18 protein-coding genes and 1 pseudogene are annotated in these 22,736 nt (G+C 53.9%); 7 read left to right on the forward strand and 12 right to left on the reverse strand.

All coding sequences use genetic code 11. The features are described 5' to 3' along the window. Positions 1–48: 48 nt before the first annotated feature. The 4 genes from pdhR to lpdA all read left to right on the forward strand — a co-directional run bounded on the left by pdhR (position 49) and on the right by lpdA (position 7,115). On the forward strand, positions 49–813 hold the full coding sequence (pdhR, locus tag AAGR22_RS04475; protein WP_067706927.1) for a pyruvate dehydrogenase complex transcriptional repressor PdhR: 765 nt from the start codon (positions 49–51) through the stop codon (positions 811–813). 120 nt (positions 814–933) lie between these two features. Further along, positions 934–3,597: a pyruvate dehydrogenase (acetyl-transferring), homodimeric type gene (gene aceE / locus AAGR22_RS04480; RefSeq protein WP_345830538.1), complete on the forward strand. Its 2,664-nt coding sequence runs from the start codon at positions 934–936 to the stop codon at positions 3,595–3,597. A 13-nt stretch (positions 3,598–3,610) separates the two neighbouring features. After that, a complete protein-coding gene (gene aceF, locus AAGR22_RS04485; RefSeq protein WP_345830540.1) occupies positions 3,611–5,515 on the forward strand; it encodes a pyruvate dehydrogenase complex dihydrolipoyllysine-residue acetyltransferase in 1,905 nt (634 codons plus the stop codon). Positions 5,516–5,690: 175 nt separating this feature from the next. Further along, positions 5,691–7,115, forward strand: coding sequence for a dihydrolipoyl dehydrogenase (gene lpdA, locus AAGR22_RS04490; protein ID WP_067706711.1), 1,425 nt, complete (start codon positions 5,691–5,693; stop codon positions 7,113–7,115). A gap of 125 nt (positions 7,116–7,240) precedes the next feature. Here lpdA and AAGR22_RS04495 read toward each other — a convergent pair whose 3' ends face one another. The 4 genes and pseudogenes from AAGR22_RS04495 to AAGR22_RS04510 form a co-directional block, all read right to left on the reverse strand. Continuing rightward, positions 7,241–7,705 (reverse strand): hypothetical protein, encoded by a 465-nt coding sequence (locus AAGR22_RS04495; RefSeq protein WP_345830542.1) that lies wholly within the window; start codon positions 7,703–7,705, stop codon positions 7,241–7,243. Further along, positions 7,702–8,070, reverse strand: a complete 369-nt coding sequence (locus AAGR22_RS04500; protein WP_345830544.1) for a DUF2778 domain-containing protein — start codon at positions 8,068–8,070, stop codon at positions 7,702–7,704. The genes AAGR22_RS04495 and AAGR22_RS04500 overlap by 4 nt, the downstream gene beginning before the upstream one ends. A gap of 10 nt (positions 8,071–8,080) precedes the next feature. Next, positions 8,081–8,572 (reverse strand): type VI secretion system tube protein TssD, encoded by a 492-nt coding sequence (tssD, locus tag AAGR22_RS04505; protein WP_345830546.1) that lies wholly within the window; start codon positions 8,570–8,572, stop codon positions 8,081–8,083. A gap of 147 nt (positions 8,573–8,719) precedes the next feature. Beyond that, positions 8,720–9,471, reverse strand: a pseudogene (locus AAGR22_RS04510) (IS3 family transposase); the annotation flags it as partial. 296 nt (positions 9,472–9,767) lie between these two features. Between AAGR22_RS04510 and acnB the strand changes: the two are divergent. Further along, a complete protein-coding gene (gene acnB / locus AAGR22_RS04515) occupies positions 9,768–12,365 on the forward strand; it encodes a bifunctional aconitate hydratase 2/2-methylisocitrate dehydratase (protein ID WP_345830548.1) in 2,598 nt (865 codons plus the stop codon). Positions 12,366–12,433: 68 nt separating this feature from the next. On the opposite strand, the gene AAGR22_RS04520 is transcribed toward acnB, so the two are convergent. Then, complete coding sequence (locus tag AAGR22_RS04520; RefSeq protein ID WP_345830550.1) at positions 12,434–12,823, reverse strand: hypothetical protein; 390 nt, start codon at positions 12,821–12,823, stop codon at positions 12,434–12,436. A gap of 700 nt (positions 12,824–13,523) precedes the next feature. Between AAGR22_RS04520 and yacL the strand changes: the two genes are divergently transcribed. Then, complete coding sequence (gene yacL, locus AAGR22_RS04525) at positions 13,524–13,886, forward strand: protein YacL (RefSeq protein ID WP_067706924.1); 363 nt, start codon at positions 13,524–13,526, stop codon at positions 13,884–13,886. Positions 13,887–14,024: 138 nt separating this feature from the next. Here the strand turns inward: yacL and speD are convergent, their stop codons facing one another. The 3 genes from speD to AAGR22_RS04540 form a co-directional block, all read right to left on the reverse strand. Then, on the reverse strand, positions 14,025–14,834 hold the full coding sequence (gene speD / locus AAGR22_RS04530) for an adenosylmethionine decarboxylase (protein WP_345830553.1): 810 nt from the start codon (positions 14,832–14,834) through the stop codon (positions 14,025–14,027). Positions 14,835–14,861: 27 nt separating this feature from the next. Beyond that, positions 14,862–15,719, reverse strand: a complete 858-nt coding sequence (gene speE / locus AAGR22_RS04535; protein ID WP_345830555.1) for a polyamine aminopropyltransferase — start codon at positions 15,717–15,719, stop codon at positions 14,862–14,864. A 113-nt stretch (positions 15,720–15,832) separates the two neighbouring features. After that, positions 15,833–16,180: a YacC family pilotin-like protein gene (locus AAGR22_RS04540; RefSeq protein WP_067706688.1), complete on the reverse strand. Its 348-nt coding sequence runs from the start codon at positions 16,178–16,180 to the stop codon at positions 15,833–15,835. Between the two features lie 200 nt (positions 16,181–16,380). Between AAGR22_RS04540 and cueO the strand changes: the two genes are divergently transcribed. After that, positions 16,381–17,976 (forward strand): multicopper oxidase CueO, encoded by a 1,596-nt coding sequence (cueO, locus tag AAGR22_RS04545; RefSeq protein ID WP_345830557.1) that lies wholly within the window; start codon positions 16,381–16,383, stop codon positions 17,974–17,976. A gap of 69 nt (positions 17,977–18,045) precedes the next feature. Here the strand turns inward: cueO and AAGR22_RS04550 are convergent, their stop codons facing one another. The 4 genes from AAGR22_RS04550 to AAGR22_RS04565 form a co-directional block, all read right to left on the reverse strand. Further along, on the reverse strand, positions 18,046–19,587 hold the full coding sequence (locus AAGR22_RS04550; RefSeq protein ID WP_345830558.1) for a NosD domain-containing protein: 1,542 nt from the start codon (positions 19,585–19,587) through the stop codon (positions 18,046–18,048). 238 nt (positions 19,588–19,825) lie between these two features. Beyond that, entirely contained in the window at positions 19,826–20,545 is a 720-nt protein-coding gene (locus tag AAGR22_RS04555; protein ID WP_067706677.1) for a DUF554 domain-containing protein, read from the reverse strand. A gap of 6 nt (positions 20,546–20,551) precedes the next feature. After that, positions 20,552–21,157, reverse strand: coding sequence for a UbiX family flavin prenyltransferase (locus tag AAGR22_RS04560; RefSeq protein WP_345830561.1), 606 nt, complete (start codon positions 21,155–21,157; stop codon positions 20,552–20,554). A gap of 12 nt (positions 21,158–21,169) precedes the next feature. Further along, positions 21,170–22,669 carry a UbiD family decarboxylase gene (locus AAGR22_RS04565; RefSeq protein ID WP_345830563.1) on the reverse strand — a complete coding sequence of 500 codons (1,500 nt, stop codon included), beginning with the start codon at positions 22,667–22,669 and terminating at the stop codon, positions 21,170–21,172. Positions 22,670–22,736: the final 67 nt, after the last annotated feature.

Raw genomic sequence — 22,736 nt, forward strand, 5'->3', positions numbered from 1 at the left:
GCAATTGGTATTACCAATTTACTCCGGCAAATAGCAGATGAAGGGATGATGGCTTACAGCAAAATCCGCCAACCAAAGCTTTCCGATGCTATCGAGCAACAGCTTGAGTCTCTCATTATGGAGGGGACGCTGCGTCCGGGCGAAAAACTGCTCCCGGAGCGCGAGCTCGCTAAACAGTTCGATGTTTCCCGACCTTCTCTGCGTGAGGCCATTCAGCGTCTGGAAGCGAAAGGCCTGCTGCTGCGCCGACAGGGCGGCGGCACCTTCGTCCAGACCAACCTGTGGCAAAGCCTTAGCGATCCGCTTGTTGAGCTTCTGGCCGGTCATCCTGAATCTCAGTTTGACCTGCTGGAAACGCGCCACGCGCTGGAAGGGATCGCCGCGTACTATGCTGCCCTGCGCGGCACGGAAGAGGATTTAGTGCGCATCCGCCACTGTCACGTGCAGATTCAGTCTGCTCAGGCCAGCGGCGATCTGGACGCGGAAGCCGATGCGGTGATGCAGTACCAAATTGCTGTAACAGAAGCCGCCCATAATGTGGTGTTGCTGCATCTGTTACGCAGTATGGGGCCAATGCTGGAACAGAACGTGCGACAGAATTTTGAACTGCTCTACTCCCGCCGCGAAATGCTGGCGAAAGTGAGCGGTCATCGCGCCAGAATTTTCGAGGCGATTGTGGCCCGCGAGCCCGAAAAGGCGCGCGAAGCTTCACATCGCCATCTGGCGTTTATTGAGGAAATATTGCTGGACAGAAGTCGGGAGCAGAGTCGAAGAGAGCGCTCCTTGCGACGTTTACAGCAACGTAAGGAATAACGCGTAAACATAACGCGGCACATAAAACGACGGACCTGTCTCCCTGTGCTTTGAAAACAGAGCACAGGGAGACAGGCTCCAGACAATTCAACGTATTAGACACAGATAAGGAATACCCCCATGTCAGAACGTTTACACAATGACGTGGATCCGATCGAAACCCGCGACTGGCTACAGGCGATCGAATCGGTCATCCGTGAAGAAGGTGTTGAGCGCGCACAGTTCCTGATCGATCAGGTAATGAGCGAAGCACGCAAAGGTGGCGTGAAAGTGGCTGCGGGCGCTGGAGCCAGCAACTATGTTAACTCTATTGCCGTAGAAGACGAGCCGGACTATCCGGGCAATACGTCGCTTGAGCGCCGCATCCGTTCGGCGATCCGCTGGAACGCGATTATGACCGTTCTTCGCGCCTCGAAAAAAGACCTGGAGCTGGGCGGACATATGTCCTCTTTCCAGTCTTCTGCGACTATTTATGAAGTGTGCTTTAACCACTTCTTCCGTGCGCGCAGCGAAAAAGACGGCGGCGATCTGGTCTATTTCCAGGGACATATCTCCCCCGGCGTTTATGCACGTGCCTTCCTGGAAGGACGCCTGACGGAAGACCAGATGAATAACTTCCGCCAGGAAGTTCACGGTAAGGGTCTTTCCTCTTATCCGCATCCTAAACTGATGCCTGATTTCTGGCAGTTCCCGACCGTATCAATGGGCCTTGGCCCGATTGGCGCGATCTACCAGGCTAAATTCCTGAAGTATCTTGAGCACCGCGGTCTGAAAGATACGGCCGAACAAACCGTCTATGCCTTCCTGGGCGATGGCGAGATGGATGAGCCAGAATCAAAGGGCGCCATTACCATTGCCACCCGTGAGAAGCTGGATAACCTGGTATTTATCATTAACTGTAACCTCCAGCGTCTGGATGGCCCGGTCACCGGTAACGGCAAGATCATCAACGAACTGGCCGGGATCTTTGGCGGCGCCGGTTGGGAAGTGATCAAGGTTATCTGGGGCGGTCGCTGGGATGAACTGCTGCGTAAAGATACCAGCGGCAAGCTTATCCAACTGATGAACGAAACCGTTGACGGCGACTATCAGACCTTTAAATCCCGCGATGGCGCTTACGTGCGCGAGCACTTCTTCGGTAAATATCCGGAGACGGCAGAGCTGGTTAAAGATATGTCTGACACCGAGATTTGGGCGCTGAACCGTGGCGGTCACGATCCGAAGAAAATCTATGCAGCGCTGAAAAAAGCCCAGGATACCAAAGGCAAGCCGGTGGTGATTCTGGCGCATACCATCAAAGGCTATGGTATGGGTGATACCGCCGAAGGTAAAAACATCGCGCACCAGGTGAAGAAGATGAACATGGATGGCGTTCGCTACATCCGCGATCGCTTCAACGTGCCGGTGGACGATGCGGGCGTTGAAAAACTGCCGTACATTACCTTTGAGAAAGGCTCCGAAGAGTATAACTATCTGCACGGCCAGCGCGAGAAGCTGGGCGGCTACCTGCCAAGCCGTCAGCCTAACTTCAGCGAGAAGCTGGAGATGCCGACGCTGGAAGATTTCCGCTCGCTGCTGGAAGAGCAGAATAAAGAGATCTCCACCACCATCGCGTTTGTTCGTGCCCTGAACGTGATGCTGAAGAACAAATCGATCAAAGATCGCCTGGTGCCGATCATCGCGGATGAAGCGCGTACTTTCGGCATGGAAGGTCTGTTCCGTCAGATTGGTATTTATAGCCCGAACGGCCAGCAGTACACGCCGCAGGACCGTGAGCAGGTTGCTTACTACAAAGAAGACGAGAAAGGCCAGATCCTACAGGAAGGGATTAACGAACTGGGCGCAGGCGCATCCTGGCTGGCGGCGGCAACGTCTTACAGCACCAACAACCTGCCCATGATCCCGTTCTACATTTACTACTCCATGTTCGGTTTCCAGCGTATTGGCGACCTGTGCTGGGCGGCTGGCGATCAGCAGGCTCGCGGCTTCCTGATTGGCGGCACCTCTGGCCGTACCACGCTGAATGGCGAAGGGCTACAGCATGAAGATGGTCACAGCCACATTCAGTCGCTGACCATTCCAAACTGTATCTCTTACGATCCGGCCTATGCCTATGAAGTTGCGGTCATTATGCATGACGGCCTGGTACGCATGTACGGCGAAGCGCAGGAAAACGTCTACTACTACATCACCACCCTGAATGAAAACTACCACATGCCTGCCATGCCGCAGGGTGCGGAAGAGGGTATCCGTAAGGGTATCTACAAGCTGGAAACGGTAGAAGGGAACAAAGGTAAAGTTCAGCTGCTGGGCTCCGGCTCTATTCTGCGTCACGTCCGTGAAGCGGCACAGATTCTGGCAAACGACTACGGTGTGGGTTCTGACGTTTATAGCGTGACCTCGTTCACCGAGCTGGCCCGCGACGGTCAGGACTGCGAGCGCTGGAACATGCTGCATCCGACCGAGGCGCCACGCGTGCCTTACGTTGCCCAGATCATGAGCGATGCACCGGCCGTGGCTTCAACCGACTATATGAAACTGTTTGCCGAGCAGATCCGTACCTTTATGCCAGCCAGCGATTATCGCGTGCTGGGCACCGACGGTTTCGGACGTTCTGACAGTCGTGAAAACCTGCGTCACCACTTTGAAGTGGATGCATCTTACGTGGTGGTGGCGGCGCTGGGTGAACTGGCTAAACGCGGTGAAATTGATAAGCGCGTGGTGGCAGAAGCGATCACCAAATTCAATATTGATGCCGATAAAGTCAACCCGCGTCTGGCATAAGAGGTAAAGATTAATGGCTATCGAAATTAAGGTACCGGATATCGGTGCAGACGAAGTTGAAGTTACCGAGATCCTGGTCAAGGTGGGTGACAAGGTTGAGGTTGAGCAGTCGCTGATCGTCGTCGAGGGTGATAAAGCCTCGATGGAAGTGCCTTCTCCGCAGGCAGGCGTGGTAAAAGAGATCAAAGTGGCGACCGGCGATACCGTTGCCACCGGCAAGCTGATTATGATTTTTGACGCCGCCGAAGGCGCTGCTGATGCGGCGCCAGCGCAGGCGGAAGAGAAAAAAGAGGAAGCGAAACCCGCCGCCGCCGCTGAGTCAAAAGCAGAAAGCAAAGAGGTCAATGTTCCCGATATCGGTTCTGACGAAGTCGAAGTCACCGAGATTCTGGTCAAAGTGGGCGATTCGGTCGAGGCCGAGCAGTCGCTGATCGTTGTCGAAGGCGATAAAGCGTCAATGGAAGTGCCTGCGCCTTTCGCCGGTAAGGTGAAAGAGATCAAAATCAGCACCGGCGATAAAATTAGCACCGGCTCCCTGATTATGGTCTTCGAAACGGCGGGTTCTGCTGCTGCCCCTGCCGAAGCGAAGCCTGAAGTGAAAGAAGAAGCGGCCGCTGCACCTGCTGCGGCCAGCGGTTCAAAAGACGTTGCCGTACCGGATATCGGCGGCGATGACGTTGAAGTGACGGAAATACTGGTCAAAGTGGGCGATAACGTTGCCGCTGAGCAGTCGCTGATCGTGGTCGAGGGTGATAAAGCCTCAATGGAAGTGCCTGCACCCTTTGCCGGTACCGTCAAAGAGATCAAAATCAGCACCGGCGACCGGGTGAAAACCGGTTCGCCGCTGATGGTGTTTGAGGTGGAAGGCGCTGCACCGGCAGCGGCACCTGCGGCGAAGAAAGAGGACGCAGCACCGGCAGCCGCTAAGCAGGAAGCACCGGCGGCTCCTGCCCCGGCGAAGAGTGAAGCGAAAGGTGAATTTACCGAAAACGACGCTTACGTTCATGCGACCCCGGTTATCCGTCGCCTGGCGCGCGAGTTCGGCGTTAACCTGGCGAAGGTGAAAGGCTCGGGCCGCAAAGGCCGCATCCTGAAAGAAGACGTTCAGGCGTACGTGAAGGACGCGGTAAAACGCGCCGAGTCTGCCCCAGCCGCTGCGGCTTCTGGCGGCCTGCCGGGCATGCTGCCGTGGCCGAAAGTGGACTTCAGCAAGTTCGGTGAGATTGAAGAAGTCGAGCTGGGCCGTATCCAGAAAATCTCCGGTGCTAACCTGAGCCGTAACTGGGTGGTTATTCCACACGTTACGCAGCATGACAAGGCGGATATCACCGAGGTTGAAGCCTTCCGTAAGCAGCAGAATGACGAAGCGGCGAAGAAGAAGCTGGATCTGAAGATCACGCCGCTGGTGTTTATCATGAAGGCAGCGGCGAAAGCGCTGGAGGAGTTCCCTCGCTTCAACAGCTCGCTGTCTGAAGATGCCCAGAAGCTGACGCTGAAAAAATACATCAACATCGGCGTGGCGGTTGATACGCCAAATGGTCTGGTTGTGCCGGTCTTCAAAGATGTTAACAAAAAAGGCATTGTCGAGCTGTCTCGCGAACTTTCTGTTATCTCTAAAAAGGCCCGCGACGGCAAGCTGACTGCATCCGATATGCAGGGTGGCTGCTTCACCATCTCCAGCCTGGGCGGTATTGGCGGCACGGCATTTACGCCGATTGTTAACGCGCCGGAAGTGGCAATCCTCGGGGTGTCTAAATCCGCAATGGAGCCGGTCTGGAATGGGAAGGAGTTCATTCCCCGCCTGATGCTGCCGCTGTCGCTCTCCTTCGACCATCGGGTGATTGATGGTGCGGCGGGCGCACGGTTCGCTGCCTATATCGCCACCATCATGGCGGATATCCGCCGTCTGGTGATGTAAGGAATTAAGGCCGGCTTTTGCCGGCCTTCTCATAGCCGACTTTCGATGCCATAAGTCGACAAGGTCGTTGAAGACGTATCGGGCAGGTTGTTTGCACTCTGTTAACAATTCTGTAAACTCTTGCCCTGAATACGAACCGGCGGATGAACATCCCTCAGTTAACTAAGAGGTCATGATGAGTACAGAAATTAAAACTCAGGTCGTGGTACTTGGGGCAGGCCCTGCGGGTTACTCCGCAGCCTTCCGTTGCGCTGATTTAGGTCTGGAGACCGTCATCGTTGAACGTTTCAGCACCCTCGGCGGCGTTTGCCTGAACGTAGGGTGTATTCCCTCCAAGGCGCTGCTGCACGTTGCTAAAGTGATTGAAGAAGCGAAGGCGCTGGAAGAGCACGGCATTGTGTTCGGCAAGCCGCAGACGGATATCAACAAGATCCGCAGCTGGAAAGAGAAAGTGATTACCCAGCTGACCGGTGGTCTGTCGGGTATGGCGAAGGGCCGTAAAGTGAAGGTGGTTACCGGTCTGGGTAAATTTACCGGCGCGAATACGCTGGTGGTTGAAGGGGAAAATGGGGCAACGACCATTAACTTCGATAACGCTATTATCGCTGCGGGCTCGCGTCCTATTCAGCTTCCCTTTATTCCTCATGACGACGCGCGCGTATGGGATTCCACCGACGCACTGGAGCTGAAAGAAGTTCCTGAGCGCCTGCTGGTAATGGGCGGCGGTATCATCGGTCTGGAAATGGCGACCGTCTACCATGCACTCGGCTCACAGATCGACGTGGTCGAAATGTTTGATCAGGTTATTCCCGCTGCCGATAAAGACGTGGTGAAAGTCTTCACCAAGCGCATCAGCAAGCAGTTCAACCTGATTCTGGAAACGAAAGTGACCGCCGTTGAAGCGAAAGACGACGGTATCTACGTTTCCATGGAAGGTAAAAAAGCGCCGACCGAACCTCAGCGCTACGATGCGGTACTGGTTGCTATTGGTCGCGTACCTAACGGTAAAGGCCTTGATGCAGGTCAGGCGGGCGTGGAAGTGGACGATCGCGGCTTTATTCGCGTTGATAAGCAGATGCGCACCAACGTGCCGCATATCTACGCCATTGGCGATATCGTTGGTCAGCCGATGCTGGCGCACAAAGGCGTCCATGAAGGCCACGTAGCGGCCGAAGTGATTTCCGGTAAGAAGCACTACTTCGATCCGAAGGTGATCCCTTCGATCGCTTATACCGAGCCAGAGGTTGCCTGGGTTGGTCTGACCGAGAAAGAAGCGAAAGAAAAAGGCATCAGCTACGAGACGTCGATTTTCCCATGGGCGGCCTCGGGACGCGCTATCGCTTCCGACTGTGCAGACGGTATGACCAAGCTGATTTTCGATAAAGAGACGCATCGCGTCATCGGCGGCGCCATTGTCGGCACTAACGGCGGGGAGCTGCTGGGCGAGATTGGCCTGGCTATCGAAATGGGCTGTGACGCCGAAGATATCGCGCTGACTATCCATGCGCACCCGACGCTGCATGAGTCCGTAGGCCTGGCGGCTGAAATCTTCGAGGGTAGCATCACCGACCTGCCTAACCCGAAAGCGAAGAAAAAGTAAGCCTCTTTACTGATAAAAAAGCTCCCGGATGAACTAACCCCATAATGTTGGACACGGGCATTTTTTAGATTTCCCCCGACCTTAAGTAGATTGGTCGGGGAATTCAAGGGAATTACTCAACTCGATTATTTGGATTTAATCTGAAATTGTTTTGCCTCTTCCCATACGCCCTCAAGATTCCAGAGACATTTTGCCCCGTCAGGATCATCCAGCAATGCGAGTCGTGTATCAGCATAGTATGCGTCAGCTCTCTTGTCGGATCTCACTACCTTCAACACGCAAACAATATCGGTACCTCCAACTTTGGAATTTTCCCGACGATCAATCTTGCGCAATACTGATAATACTTTTCCCGTATTAATAGGTAGCGCAGTCGCTAAAGCATCTTCAAGCTGAACAGCCTGTTCTTTACTAACCTTTAGTGCCAGAGAAGGTACTATAGACAACCAATCTTCCTGGCCGGATGCCACTTTTTGGGAGATGTAATTCCAGTCAGAAGCAGAGAGCCGCGCCCTGGTCGCCGATTCAGGTGTAATTGCTGCAAACACGACAGCAGGCAGTATTAACGTAACGGCAAGTAGGCTTCTCATCGGATCACGGCCAGCAATGCCCCACGATCCTTACTCACCATCAGGCGTGTGTGTGGGTACATGATTATGCACCCTTCCGATGCGAAGCCTGGTACACCATGAACTTTCTCCCCATGCATACGGAAAGTTCCCATGTCACGTCTGTAGGAATTACCGCTTACATGGATTAGGGTTATGGTCAGCGGACCTTTGCTCGTTCCGGTACTGCCGATTCTCCACGTTCCTCGCGGGATCGGCCCCATACCGCGAACCTGCTCACGATCAGGATTATTTTTATTGGTGAGAACGCCGGAGTAGCCTTTTTCAATTAGCTTACTATCCCGAAACAGTTCGCCAGTACTTTGTTTGTACGTCCAGTTAGCCATTGTGATTTCCTTATGCTGTTTTCCGCTCTTTCCAGCTATCGGCGTGTTTAATATTGCCGTCTGTATAATGCCAGTCGATTTTTTCATAACGAAATCCGACATGTTCGATGTGACCTTGTTTTTCAAAGCCTGGGTCTTTGGTATCAAACATTACAGGTACAACATGGCACACTCTCACATTTTCGAGCGTTGTAACGAAATATTTCTCTTCCAGACCGTTGTAGTTGATGCGGTAGAACTTAAACACCGCTTTAGCCAAAGTTCTTCCTGTTGTGAGTGCCTTATACAATAGCGGCGATGAGCTATCTATCAATTTTTCAAAGGTATATGCCTCATGCTGCCGAGTACCTGTTATCACACCTGTTGCATCGTCCGTTGGGATAAATAAATCATGCTGCATTCCGTTTAGCTCAATGCTTCCTTCACGTCCAGTGACATCAACAGAGCCTTTTAATAACTTCCCTTCTTCTTCGTAAAGCCATAGATATACTGGTATAGCCATTCAACAAACTCCCTTATTAATTGAATGATAGATTATCTTCTGTTCAACCTGTCATTACGAAATATCGAATGGTGTTTTATTGATGTAAATTAATAAAAGTGTGCATTTTCCCCGCCACAGTCAGACTTCGCATCATGTCCTCTTCACTCAGACCACCATTTGTCGTAGTAAGCGAAACTCAACAGGGCTGAGGCCGTTCAGCCGCAGGCTGATTCGCTCATGGTTGTAGTGGTGAATATAGGCGTCAATGGCCTCTCTCAGAGCAGGGATGCTGCTGAATTCTTCCAGATAGAAGCATGCGGATTTAAGCGTGCCGAAAAAGCTTTCAGCCATTGCGTTATCGAGGCAGTTCCCCTTTCTCGACAAGCTCGGCACCACGCCTGCCGCCCGGAGCCTGTCCTGATAAGCTGTCATCTGGTACTGCCAGCCCTGGTCAGTGTGCAGCACGGGCGTGTCACCCGGCGACAGCCGTGTAAATGCTTTACCCAGCATCGTATTAACCAGCGTCATCACGGGTTTTTCCGACAGACTGTACGCGATACCCTCGCTGTTGAAGGCGTCAATCATCGGGGAGAGATAAAGTTTTTCGCCGTTGACGGTGAACTTCTTCACGTCACTCACCCACTTGTCGTTAGCGCTGCTGGCTGTGAAGTCACGTTGCAGGCGGTTGGGGCTATTTTCCCCACCTGACCTTTCTATGAGCGGTATTGTCTGACGCAGATAACGGCGCGGAGCGACAGCTCTCCCATCAGGCGCTGCACCGTCTTGTGATTAACAGGGCCACCACTGCGCAGGAGCGCCAGCGTTATCCGGCGATAACCGTACCGCCCCTTATGGTGGTGATAAATATTAAGGATTCGTTCTTTTAGCGGCTGGTGATTATCAGTTTTCCTGACTGCCGTACAGGCAGCTTAAGAATGTTGCCCTCAAATCATGGGACGTCGAGAGCAGTTTACAACCTCGAGTTTTTAATAAAACATCCTAAGCCCAAATGCCACATGCCGGCCAGAAAGCAGGCCCTTTAATTCCGCAAAATTATGTTGCTTTTTTGTAAACGGATTAACATGTCATTGAAATCCTGCTATGCTGCCCCTCGCGGAACCGGGCACCATACCCTACACATGGACAGTCGTCACGTTACGGTGAACCTTCAGGGCGCCCGGTAAGCCATAACAATGTGAGCGAGGAGAACGTCGTGCTAGATGAATACCGTAAGCACGTTGCCGAGCGTGCTGCCCAGGGGATCGTTCCAAAACCTTTAGATGCTTCCCAAATGGCCGCGCTGGTTGAACTGCTGAAAAACCCGCCAGCGGGTGAAGAAGAATTCCTGTCCGATCTGTTAATTAATCGAGTCCCGCCGGGCGTTGATGAAGCGGCCTACGTGAAAGCCGGTTTCCTGGCGGCGGTCGCCAAAGGTGAAGCGACTTCTCCTCTGGTTACGCCTGAAAAAGCGGTCCAGTTACTGGGCACCATGCAGGGTGGCTACAACATTCATCCGCTGATTGACGCGCTGGACAATGAGAAGCTGGCACCCGGTGCCGCCAAAGCCCTGTCCCATACGCTGCTGATGTTTGACAGCTTCTACGACGTAGAAGAAAAAGCCAAAGCCGGTAACCCACACGCTAAACAAATCATGCACTCCTGGGCCGATGCGGAATGGTATCTCTCCCGTCCGGAGCTGGCTGAGAAAATTACCGTTACCGTCTTCAAAGTCACCGGTGAAACCAACACGGACGATCTCTCTCCCGCGCCGGATGCCTGGTCCCGTCCTGATATTCCTCTGCACGCGTTAGCCATGCTAAAAAATGCCCGTGAAGGCATTGAGCCGGACGAGGCGGGTAACGTTGGCCCCATCAAACAGATTGAAGCGCTACAGGCGAAGGGGTTCCCTCTTGCCTACGTTGGCGACGTCGTAGGAACCGGCTCCTCGCGTAAATCGGCGACCAATTCGGTGCTGTGGTTTATGGGTGATGACCTGCCCTTCGTGCCAAACAAAAAAGGCGGCGGCGTAGTGCTGGGCGGCAAAATCGCCCCTATCTTCTTTAATACCATGGAAGATGCTGGCGCGCTGCCGATCGAAGTCGATGTGGATAACCTGAATACGGGCGATGTGATTGACATCTGGCCTTATAAAGGCGAAGTCAGAGATCACCTTACCGGTGAAGTGCTGGCGACCTTTGCGCTGAAAACCGACGTGCTGCTGGATGAAGTGCGCGCCGGTGGCCGTATTCCGCTGATTATCGGACGCGGCCTGACCACCAGGGCGCGTGAAGCGCTGGGCCTGCCGCACAGCACCGTATTCCGTCAGGCCAGAGACGTGGCGGCCAGTACCCGTGGATTCTCGCTGGCGCAGAAAATGGTAGGTCGTGCCTGCGGCACCGAGGGCGTACGTCCGGGAGCCTATTGTGAACCGAAAATGACCTCAGTCGGTTCGCAGGATACTACCGGGCCAATGACCCGCGATGAGCTGAAAGATCTCGCCTGCCTGGGTTTTTCCGCCGACCTGGTGATGCAGTCCTTCTGCCACACGGCGGCCTATCCGAAACCGGTAGACGTCTCGACTCACCATACGCTGCCTGACTTTATTATGAATCGCGGCGGCGTCTCCCTGCGTCCGGGCGACGGTATTATCCACAGCTGGCTGAACCGTATGCTGCTGCCGGATACCGTCGGCACCGGCGGTGACTCCCATACCCGCTTCCCGATTGGGATCTCTTTCCCTGCGGGTTCAGGCCTGGTCGCGTTTGCTGCCGCCACCGGCGTTATGCCGCTGGATATGCCGGAATCTGTGCTGGTGCGTTTCAAAGGGAAAATGGAGCCGGGGATCACCCTGCGCGATCTGGTGCATGCTATTCCGCTGTATGCCATCAGGCAGGGGCTGCTGACCGTAGAGAAGAAAGGGAAGAAAAACATCTTCTCTGGCCGCATTCTGGAAATCGAAGGTCTGCCGGACCTGAAAGTGGAGCAGGCGTTTGAGCTTTCCGATGCGTCGGCCGAGCGCTCAGCTGCGGGCTGTACCATCAAGCTGGGTAAAGATCCGATCATTGAGTATCTGAACTCCAACATTGTCCTGCTGAAGTGGATGATCGCGGAAGGCTATGGCGATCGTCGTACGCTGGAACGCCGTATCCAGGGTATGGAAAAATGGCTGGCGGATCCGCAGCTGCTGGAAGGCGATGCTGACGCAGAGTATGCGGCGGTGATTGAGATCGATCTGGCCGAGATTAAAGAGCCAATCCTGTGCGCGCCTAACGATCCTGATGATGCGCGTCTGCTGTCTGACGTGCAGGGTGAGAAGATCGATGAGGTCTTTATTGGCTCCTGCATGACCAACATCGGTCACTTCCGCGCGGCCGGTAAGCTGCTGGATAGCCACAAGGGCCAGTTGCCAACGCGTCTGTGGGTGGCTCCGCCTACCAAAATGGATGCTGCGCAGCTGACCGAAGAGGGGTACTACAGCGTATTCGGTAAAAGCGGTGCGCGCATTGAGATCCCCGGCTGTTCACTCTGTATGGGGAACCAGGCGCGGGTTGCAGACGGCGCGACGGTAGTTTCCACTTCTACCCGTAACTTCCCGAACCGTCTTGGCACCGGGGCAAACGTCTATCTGGCCTCTGCTGAGCTGGCTGCGGTTGCTTCCCTGCTGGGCCGACTGCCCGCGCCGGATGAGTATCAGCAGTTTATGAATCAGGTTGATAAGACGGCGGTGGATACCTATCGCTATCTGAACTTTGACCAGCTGAGCCAGTACACGGATAAAGCCGACGGCGTGATCTTCCAGACCGCCGTATAAAGGGGAAGTTACCCGGGCGCTAAAGATGACCACCAAACCGGGGATGAGAAATCATCTCCGGTTTTTTTTTAGAAACTCACGGTTATTCCTGCCGCAATTCCCCAGTCGTCGATACCCTCTTTTTGCAGGTACTTCTGATAGTTTATCTGACAGGAGAGTTCACTGTTTTCTACCCGCGGGATGCTGGCGTCCGTTTTGAGCTGAAAACTGTTGCCCCTCTGGCCGGATTTAAAGCCGTTGATCGCGCTGCCATCCTTGAAAATACGCTTATGGAGGGCATATGCACTTAGCGTAAGCGGCGGCTGTTCAGAGAGCTGCCAGCTGGAGGGAGTGCTGAGAGGGCGATAAGGCAGGGCTTCTCTCTCTCCGTTGTCACCCATCCCGTCAGAGCGATCGTCCTCAGTGGGTGCAGCCGGTTCATTACTGGAATGCGGCAATATATGAGTCCCATCGCCCATTAGCGTTTCTGAGTAAATATGATGGCTATTCCAGCCTGGAAAATAACGGCCATTATTTTTAGACAGTTTATTATTTAAGGTTCTGGTCACTGGTGGAGCCTGAGTAATAACGCTATCCGCACATGGATAGTGGCCTGGCGGCATTTCAGAAGAGTGTATATTAAACAGGTTGACCGGGGTGTTTAATTCGGTCCGGTTATCCAGACTGACCCGATTGTAATGCACAGTCTCAGGTGGGACGATGCGTTGAGACGAGGTAACCGGCGCACTATCAGCCCTTATCAGGGCAGCAGAGAGGAATAAGAGCACCGCCAGGGGGCAAAACAGGACGGATTTACGGGTAAGGTTCATTGATCGTCATCCTTGATCATATACCAATGCATCATGCATTTCTTGCGTGAATTTTATCCTAAGGCATTCGTTTTTACAAATGTCGTCTAATTAAGGTCCATACTTAATTTTTTGTTTTGCGAGCCAGGTTCATAATATGTTTTCACTTCACCTAAAGCGGTGAGGCTTTACAATTTTTTAAGTGCGCGCGTAACGTGTGCAGATGAAGAAGACAATATTTTCGCGGCCTCCTGGCTACTCCCTCAATCGCAGTCGGCAATGAATAACGTGGTAAAGTAACCGGATCCTGTCAGAATGAGAGCATGGCTGATGCATCAACTTCGACAGCTGCATGTATAAGGGTATTACCGTGGAATATGAGTTTTTACGCGACATCACCGGCGGCGTGAAGGTCCGCATGTCAATGGGCCATGAGGCCGTCGGTCACTGGTTTAATGAAGAGGTGGAGGGCAACCTGACGCTGCTGGATGAGGTCGAAGCCGCCGTACAGGAGGTGAAGGGCAGCGAACGGCAGTGGCAGCGCATTGGGCATGAGTATACGCTGTGGCTGGATGAAGAAGAGGTGATTATCCGCGCAAATCTGCTCAGCTTCGAGGGGGATGAGATAGAAGAGGGAATGAACTACTACGATGAAGAGAGCCTGTGCTTCTGCGGCGTGGAGGATTTCCTTGCGGTGATTGCCGCCTACCGGGCCTTTTTACAGGGACGTTAACCGGTCTGCACAGCCATGATGGGCATAGTCGGCTGGCGGTCTCACGCCGTCGATAGCCCAGCTATGTCAGACCCGCCACCGTTGCTGAAACAAAACGGGCGGCACAGAGGCCGCCCGTATTTCGTCAACGGCAACAGGTTACTGTGTTTTCAGTCCAACGGACGGAATATTGCGTCCGTAATAGATCTCACGCATCTCTTTCCACAGCAGATCGGTAATACGCTTGTGCTCCTGCGGGCTAAGATCTTCCGGTTTCGTATTGAACAGGTAGTGTTTAAGATCGAACTCTTTCAGCAGCATCTTGGTATGAAACATATTTTCCTGATAGACGTTCACATCCATCATGTCGTACATCGACTTCATGCTGTCAGACATAAAATTCTGAATAGAATTGATCTGGTGATCGATGTAGTGCTTCACGCCGTTTACGTCGCGGGTGAAGCCCCTGACGCGATAGTCGATGGTAACAATGTCTGATTCTAGCTGGTGTATCAGGTAGTTAAGCGCCTTCAGCGGTGAAATCACTCCGCAGGTCGATACTTCAATATCGGCACGGAAGGTGCAAAGGCCGCCCTGCGGGTGGCTCTCAGGGTAGGTATGCACGCAGATATGGCTTTTATCCAGGTGCGCGACCACCGACTCCGGCAGCGGGCCCGGATGCTCGGAATTATCAATATCCTTAGGATCAACCGGTTCCTCACTCACGAGGATGGTGACGCTGGCGCCCTGTGGCTCATAGTCCTGTCGGGCGATATTCAACACGTTAGCGCCGATAATCGAACAGGTTTCGCTCAGGATTTCCGTCAGGCGGTTGGCATTATACTGTTCATCAATGTACGCAATGTATCCGTCACGCTCTGCATCTGTATTCGCGTAACAGATATCGTAGATACAAAAACTCAGGCTTTTGGTCAGGTTGTTGAAGCCATGTAGTTTAAGCTTTTGCAATTTCGTTCACCCCCTTAAAATACACCGTCAGTTAGCCAGCGCATTCAACAGATATTGCGGCAGGGCAAAGCTGCCGGTATGGATTGCCGGATTGTAATAGCGGCAATTCAGGTTGGCGGCATCAAAGCGCGCCTGTAGCGTGGCCGTATCAAGCTGGCGCAGCGCTGGATTATTACTCGCCCAGGCGAAGGTCATAATCCCGCCGTAGTAGGTGGGGATTGCCGCCTGGTAGAAGCTGACGTCGCTAAAGTAGTGGCTCAGCTTACGGTGGCTGTTAATGGCCTCATCCTGCTGTAAAAAGCAGACCCCGTTTTGTGCCACAAAGATGCCATCTTCATTGAGGCAGCGGCGACAGCCTTCGTAAAACTCCGAAGTAAACAGACTCTCTCCGGGACCGATAGGGTCGGTACAGTCAGAGATGATCACGTCAAATTTATCCTGGCACTGGCTGACGAAATTCACGCCATCATCAATCACCAACGTAAAGCGCGGATCGTCATAGGCACCCGCGCTATGGTTCGGCAGATACTGTTTGCAGAACGTCACGACGCCGGCGTCGATCTCTACCATGGTGATGTGCTCGACGCTTTTATGCCGGCTGACCTCGCGCAGCATCGCGCCATCGCCACCGCCGATAATTAACACGCGCTTTGCGGCACCCTGTGCCAGCAGCGGGACGTGCGTCATCATCTCATGATAGATGAATTCATCGCGCTCCGTAGTTTGGACCACGCCGTCAAGTGCCATAACGCGACCTAAAGCGGCATTCTCGAAGATAACCAGATCCTGGTGTCCGGTTTTTTCACGGTACAGGACTTTGTCGACAGCGAAATACTGTCCAAACCCGGCATGAAGCGTTTCATACCACATTTCTTTTTCGGCCATGGTGGGACTCTCCTTCCTCATAAACAGCCACGAAAAATGGGCGCGATATAATAGCTAACTCTGACCGCGGTTGCACGGTCAAATTATCAACAAAGCGTAGATAAGAAAGAGGATTATTTCACCCAGGCGAGCAGGCTAAGAGAATCACGCGCGAGAGATTTGCATTTATCAGCGTTAGGCACCGCAATACCGCTCAGATCGCGATAGCTGTCTTCACCTAAGGCTTTCATATTAAAACTGTCGTAGTTAGCCAAATCCCAGCGATTTTGCTGGGCGAAAAAGGCCAGCGCCCGGCGGATCTGCGTGTCAGGCAGATCCTGATAACCACAGTCATTCTTCAGATAAACAAAAACGGCGGTAAGATCCGCCATGTCTTCCGCTTCCGATTCGCTCAGGGCAAAACTGGTCGACGAGAAGCCGAAGAGGCCCAGTATCAACAGAGCCTTGATGCTTTTCTTCATACATTGTTCTCAGAGGTTGGCAATAGGCTGAACTTAGCACAGTTACGGGGCGGCTACAGACAAATTTGCCAGAGAAACGCGCTGAAAAGGCGATTTAATGACGGTGGATGGCGCAGAGGGACCGGCAAGGCTTGACCTTCCCGCAGGGTAAGGGTTTATGCTGCGTCACTGATACCGACCGCCAGCGTAAGGACAGGGTAATGCAACGTCGTGATTTTATTAAGCTGAGTGCCGCAGCAGGCGCAGCCAGCGCGCTGCCGCTGTGGAGCCGTTCACTGATGGCCGCGATGCCCCGGGCCGAATTGCCCATTCCCAGCCTGTTGACGCCGGACCCGCGCGGCGTCATGAACATCACCGCGCAGCAGGGTAAAACCGTCTGGCAGGGTCAGTCGGTCACCAGCTGGGGCTATAATGGCAGCCTGCTCGGCCCGGCCATTCAGCTTGAGCGCGGCAAGGCCGTCACCCTCAACGTTCACAACGCCCTGCCCGAAGCGACCACGGTTCACTGGCACGGGCTGGCACTGCCCGGCGACGTTGACGGTGGCCCGCAGGCGCTGATTGCGCCGGGTGCCAGCCGCAGCGTCAGCTTCACGCCCGATCAGCCCGCGGCCACCTGCTGGTTCCATCCTCATCAGCACGGCAGGACCGGCTACCAGGTCGCACAGGGGCTGGCCGGACTGGTTCTGATGAATGATGAGGCAAGCGGTAAGCTGCTGTTGCCGAAAATCTGGGGGGTGGATGATATTCCGGTGATCCTCCAGGACAAACGGCTGAGCGCCGATGGCAGCCGGATTGATTATGAACTGGACGTGATGGGCGCGGCGGTTGGCTGGTTCGGGAATACGATGCTGACTAACGGGGCTATTTACCCGCAGCATGCCGTACCGCGCGGCTGGCTGCGCCTGCGCCTGCTGAATGGCTGCAATGCCCGCTCGCTTAATCTGACCGCCAGCGATGACCGCACCCTGTATGTCATTGGCAGCGACGGCGGCTTACTGTCCGAGCCGGTGCCGCTGAAGACACTGTCAATGATGCCGGGCGAGCGCTTTGAAGTGCTGGTTGATACCCACGATGGCAAAGCGTTTGACCTGCAGACGCTGCCGGTGCGGCAGATGGGCATGACGCTGGAACCGTTCAACCAGCCGCTGCCGGTACTGAGCATTACCCCGCTACGGGTTATGGCGAGCGGCACGCTGCCCGACAGGCTGGTTGAGCTACCGGCGCTGCCGGAGCAGGTGGACAAGAGCCGCTGGCTACAGCTGTCGATGGATCCGGAGCTTGAGCGTCGCGGGATGCTGGCGCTCATCAAGAAGTATGGTGGTGCGGCAATGGCCGGTATGGGCGGCGATGCGCATGACCACGACGATAACGACGCGGCACCTGAGAAAAGGCGTGCGGATGGCGGCATGGCGGGTATGTCGCATCCGCAGCCTCAGCAGGATGAGTACGATTTTCATAACGGCAATAAGATCAATGGTATGGCCTTTGATATGGCCAAACCCGCGTTCGATGTGCCGCGCGGAACGGTAGAAAAGTGGACTGTCTCCGGGGAAGGCGATGAGATGCTTCATCCGTTTCATATTCACGGCACGCAGTTCCGCATCCTCTCCGAAAACGGCAAACCCCCGGCGGCGCACCGCAGCGGCTGGAAGGATATGGTCAGGGTTGAGGGGTGGCGCAGTGAAGTGCTGGTACGCTTTGATTATGCCGCGACAAAAGAGCAGGCCTATATGGCGCACTGCCATCTGCTGGAGCATGAGGACACGGGAATGATGCTGGGCTTTACCGTCAGCTGAGGCCAGTCTAAGGCGGGCAGGGCCCCGCCTTTAACCCGTCATAGCCGACGGCAATGGGGTGAAAAATCGTTACCTTAGGGCAGCTGGCTGGCTTAAGGTTGAGGTTGCCCCATCGTTATTGGTTGCGGTGGCGGTCACATTGGCAACCTGTAACCTGGCCGGTAAGGTCAGCTGATAGTGGAAGTGGGCCTGGCCATTCGCCCCTATCGCCACCATCTGATAGCCCAGAATGTCTTCCGCCTCGTTTTCATCCGCACGACGATTGGAAAAGAACTCTATGCGGTAGAGCGTATTGGCAATGCCCTTAACCTCTCCCTCTACGCTAAGCTGTCCGGCATGAAGCGTCACCCGATCGATGTGCGGCGCGGTTTGCCCCTCATTTGGGGTCGGTTCGCAGCCCGCCACTCCTCCGTCAATCGCACAGATCTTCTCCATTTTGCTGGTGTCTTCGCTGATACCGCCGCCGCGATTACCGATAAAAGCAGCATGTTCCAGGCCCGGAACGTTAAAGACAATTGCCCCAGCTAAGTGCGGCAGGCAGCTGCCTCCGGCAAAGCAGCGTTTAATATTTCTGCCGTTATCGATCATGATATTTTCGCTGATGCGGTTACTGGAGATCCCGCTGATACGGTTAATACCGAAGCGGCCATCCTTACCGGCTTCACCCTGTGGGCGCACTGACACGGCCACGCGGTTACCCGTCATGGTATTGCCATCGACGATATTACCGCTGCCGCTCAGGGTGACGGCGGAGGAGAGATTAACAAAGGTGTTGGCCGCGATATAGTTACGGTTACCCCAGTTAATCTGAACGCCATCTGAGTAATTTTCGAAATGATTACGAATGATCTCATTATCATTGCCCCACAGCATTTCCAGCCCCTGTGAGGGCTCCTTATTATTCACTGAATCTGTGGTAATAAAATTATCTGCAACAAGATTAAAAGAGGCACCCCGGGTGGCTTCCATCGCATCACCATTATTAATAAAGGTGTTGCGCAATATTTTATTCCTCTGCGTTGTTGTGGCAGTGGAGTTTCCTTTCCCATCGTCACCGGTTAACATTAATCCCGCGCCGCCATGATTAGCGACAATGCGGTTATCTTCGATGACATTATCGCTGGAGCGGTTAATTAAAATGCCAATACAAAAGTTTGTAATCTCCAGCCCCTGTAATGTTACGTGGCCGGTATCACGCAGCACTAAACCGGGAAGGCTGGTGGTACGCACGTTGGCGCCATACTGCCCCTCGACCGCACCGGGACAGGCGCGGGGATCGACGGGTTTTATATAGCCGCTGCCGTCAATGGCGATATAGTCATTGGTTTTCCGCCAGTCCGTGTTGATAATCTCTACCGGACCCATCAGCGGGGGTAAAGGCTGTTGCAGTTTGATTGCATAAGGTTTCTTTCCCAGCGTATGTAATTCAATACGATAATTTCCCGGATGCTGGTTATTTTTAAGTATTGCCCAGCGTAGCGTCCCCGGACTGGCATCGTCCGCGTAGGAGGTTATCTGTAATACGTTCTGCGGTGGGATGTCGTTCTCCGCGGCGTGAATGGCTGGCTGTATCAGACAGGAAATTAGTACGAGCAACGTTCTCTTAATCATTTTAATGCCACCTTGATTTTTGTATTCTCAAGGCAAGGGGCGTCCCTGGTGCCGCTTGACCTTTTTAGTTAAAATCTTTCTTTTAAACAGGCGTATTGGCAGGTGATTAATTTTATAATTTATAATTACAGATGATTTTTTTATAATTATGGCGATAAAACATCATGGTTAAACAGGTGGCAGCGGGCGGGTTTAGCTCTAAACGAGCCAGCTGCTTTACTTTTTCAGGCTAACCCTATCAGAATATCATGCTCCATAGCGCCGAGATGGGCATGGCCAGCACCAGGGCGGGCAGCATATTGGCCACCGGAAACACCTTGATACCGCAGATGCGAAAACCCGTCGCAAACATCAGTACGCCACCGACGGCTGAGAAATCCGCCTGCATGGCTGGCGTGGTCATCGGTAGAATAAACACGGCACCGTAAGCCAGCAGCAGCTGGATAATCAGCTGGGGTATCGCCACAATGGCGACCGAAAACCCGAGCGTGGTAGCAAAAATGGCCGCGGTAAAGAGATCGAGGAAAGACTTTGCAATCAGAATGCTAAAGTCGCCGGTCATTCCCTCATGCATGGAACCGAAAATCCCCGTGCCGCTGGCGCAAAACAGGACGATAATCGCCACGTAACTTTGCAGAAATTGCGCCTGTGACTCTTCACTGCCCGGCTCCGTACGCACCACCAGTTCTACCAGTCCGCGCGCCTTTGCACCCAGCTTACCGATTCCTCTCTCAAGATAAACCAGCTCGCCTAACAGGGCCCCAAGGATCACCGACAGCACCATCACCGGCATATGGGACACTTTATTGACCAGCACGATCCCCATACACATTGAGGCCGCGCCAAAAATCAGCGGCATTGAGGTGCGTACCCGTTCAGGCAGTTTACTGCTCAGCAGGGCACCCGCAATACCGCCAATCAGCACGGCGGCACCGTTGATATAAGGTCCAATAATCACGACTTGTCACTCCTTGTTTAAACTTACGGTCTCACCCCAGCGGGGCAGCTCCGCACACTCCACACCGAATAAACCCAGCGCCCGCGCCACGCTGTGGGAAATAATCTCCTCAACGCTTTGTGGCCTGGCGTACAGGGCTGGCACCGGAGGGAAAATAATGCCGCCACAGTCCGTTACCTGTTGCATATTGCGCAAATGACCCGCGTGGAGCGGCGTTTCCCGCACCATCAACACCAGCCGCCTGCGCTCTTTTAGTACCACATCGGCTGCACGGGTCAGTAGATTATCCGTTACGCCGCTGGCGATGGCAGCCAGGGAGTGCATCGAACAGGGTGCAACCAGCATGCCCATGGTCTGAAAAGAGCCGCTGGAAATAGCGGCCCCGACCGCCCGGATGGGATGCACCACATCCGCCATTGCCATCACATCCTCCTCGCTCAGGTCGGTTTCGTGCTCCCGATTGAGGTGGGCAGACTGCGTGATAACCAGATGACTTTCTATCTCAGCCTGGCGCAGGAAGCGTAGTGCCTGGACGCCGTATGAAAAGCCGGAGGCACCGCTGATACCGACTATCAGCCGCTGTTTTTTCAGCGAATTGACTGACCCTGACATACCTTCTCCTGTTTACTTTTTAAAGCCCGGAATAAAGCGGTTAACGTCAACCTCAAGGAACTGGCTGCGGATAAAGTTCTTTTTCAGATGATAAGGCACGGTACAGTCAAAAATGGCTTTACAGGCAATGCCATGGGCGCGGATGGAGGGGCTGAAAGCGGGATCCGAAGAGGGATCGAGCGGATGGCAGCGTACGCCTGGAATTAAGGTGGTGCTGACATCCGCCTGATAGCGCGTCGTCATCGCCCACATCACGTCACTGAGATCGAAGATATCGACATCCTCATCCACCAGCATAATGTGCTTCAGTTCGGAAAAGGCCGAGAACGCCAGCAGCGCGGCCTGTTTCTGCCGTCCTTCATCCACCAGAGAACGTTTTTTGACCTGCAACACCGCCAGATACTTGCCGGTTCCCGGTGACGGGCAGTGCACATTCTGAACGAAGCCGGGCAGGGCGCGTTCAACCATTTGCAGAATACTGGCTTCGGTTGGGATCCCGGCCATATTGGTGTGTTCGTCGCTGGGACCAATGCAGGTCTGCAAAATGGGGTGGCGACGATGGGTGATGGCTTTCACTTTAATCACCGGCACTTCTGCCTGAGCGTCACCGGTGTAGCCGGGGAACTCTGGCATGGCTTTGCCGGTATTGGTGTTCTGATCTTCGCGAACCCGAACGTTAGGCAATAATTCACCCTCAATCACCACTTCGGCGTTAGCGATACCGCGTGCTTTGACGCTGGCGCAGTCCACCAGCTCAACCGCCTGGTTACGCAGGCTACCGGCAATAGACAGCTCATCAAAACCCAGCGGCGTGGTCGGTGGCTCAAAGCAGGCACCGATTTCAATGGCGGGATCGACACCAATGCTGATTGAAATAGGCAGGGGTTTACCCGCGGCTTCGGCTTTCTGACGGAAAACATCCAGATGGCGACCCGGCACGAAGTACATGGAGATCTCATCTTTACTCTGCACGCACAGACGGTGAATGGTCACGTCATGTTCGCCGGTTTCCGGATCGGCCGCATAGCACATGCCCAGGGTAAAATAGGGACCGGCATCGTCGGGGGTATTGGTCGGGGCGGGCAGCAGCTTAAGAATATCGAAATCGGGATCGGTTGCCAGGTGCACCACTTCCTGACAGGCGGCTTTTTCACGCGGGATAACGACAGGGGCAATTGGCGTATTGACTGAATCCTTCAGCATAAAGGCCAGCTTTTCAGGAGTGGTACCAAACAGGCGCGCCACGCGTTTACGCGATGACAGCAGGCCAATCAGGACGCGCATATCATCATAGCCTTTGATTTTATTGAAAATCATGGCTGGCCCGATTTGAGTAGGACGCTGCACGGTACCGTTGGCCCCAACGTAACGATAAACACCGGATAGCTCGGCAATGGGATCGACGGGTTCATCGGTATAAATCAACTCGTCATCATACTGACTCAGTAGTGCCAGTGCGGAGCGAAGGTCTGTGACCTTTGGCTGGGTATCCTGTTTATTCTTTTCAGACATCTTAATAAACCTCAACGCATTTCATCACCATCACGCCAGCCCTGACTCTACTGACGCAGCCGTCAGC

Source organism: Erwinia sp. HDF1-3R, assembly GCF_039621855.1.
Taxonomy (GTDB): Bacteria; Pseudomonadota; Gammaproteobacteria; order Enterobacterales; family Enterobacteriaceae; genus Erwinia.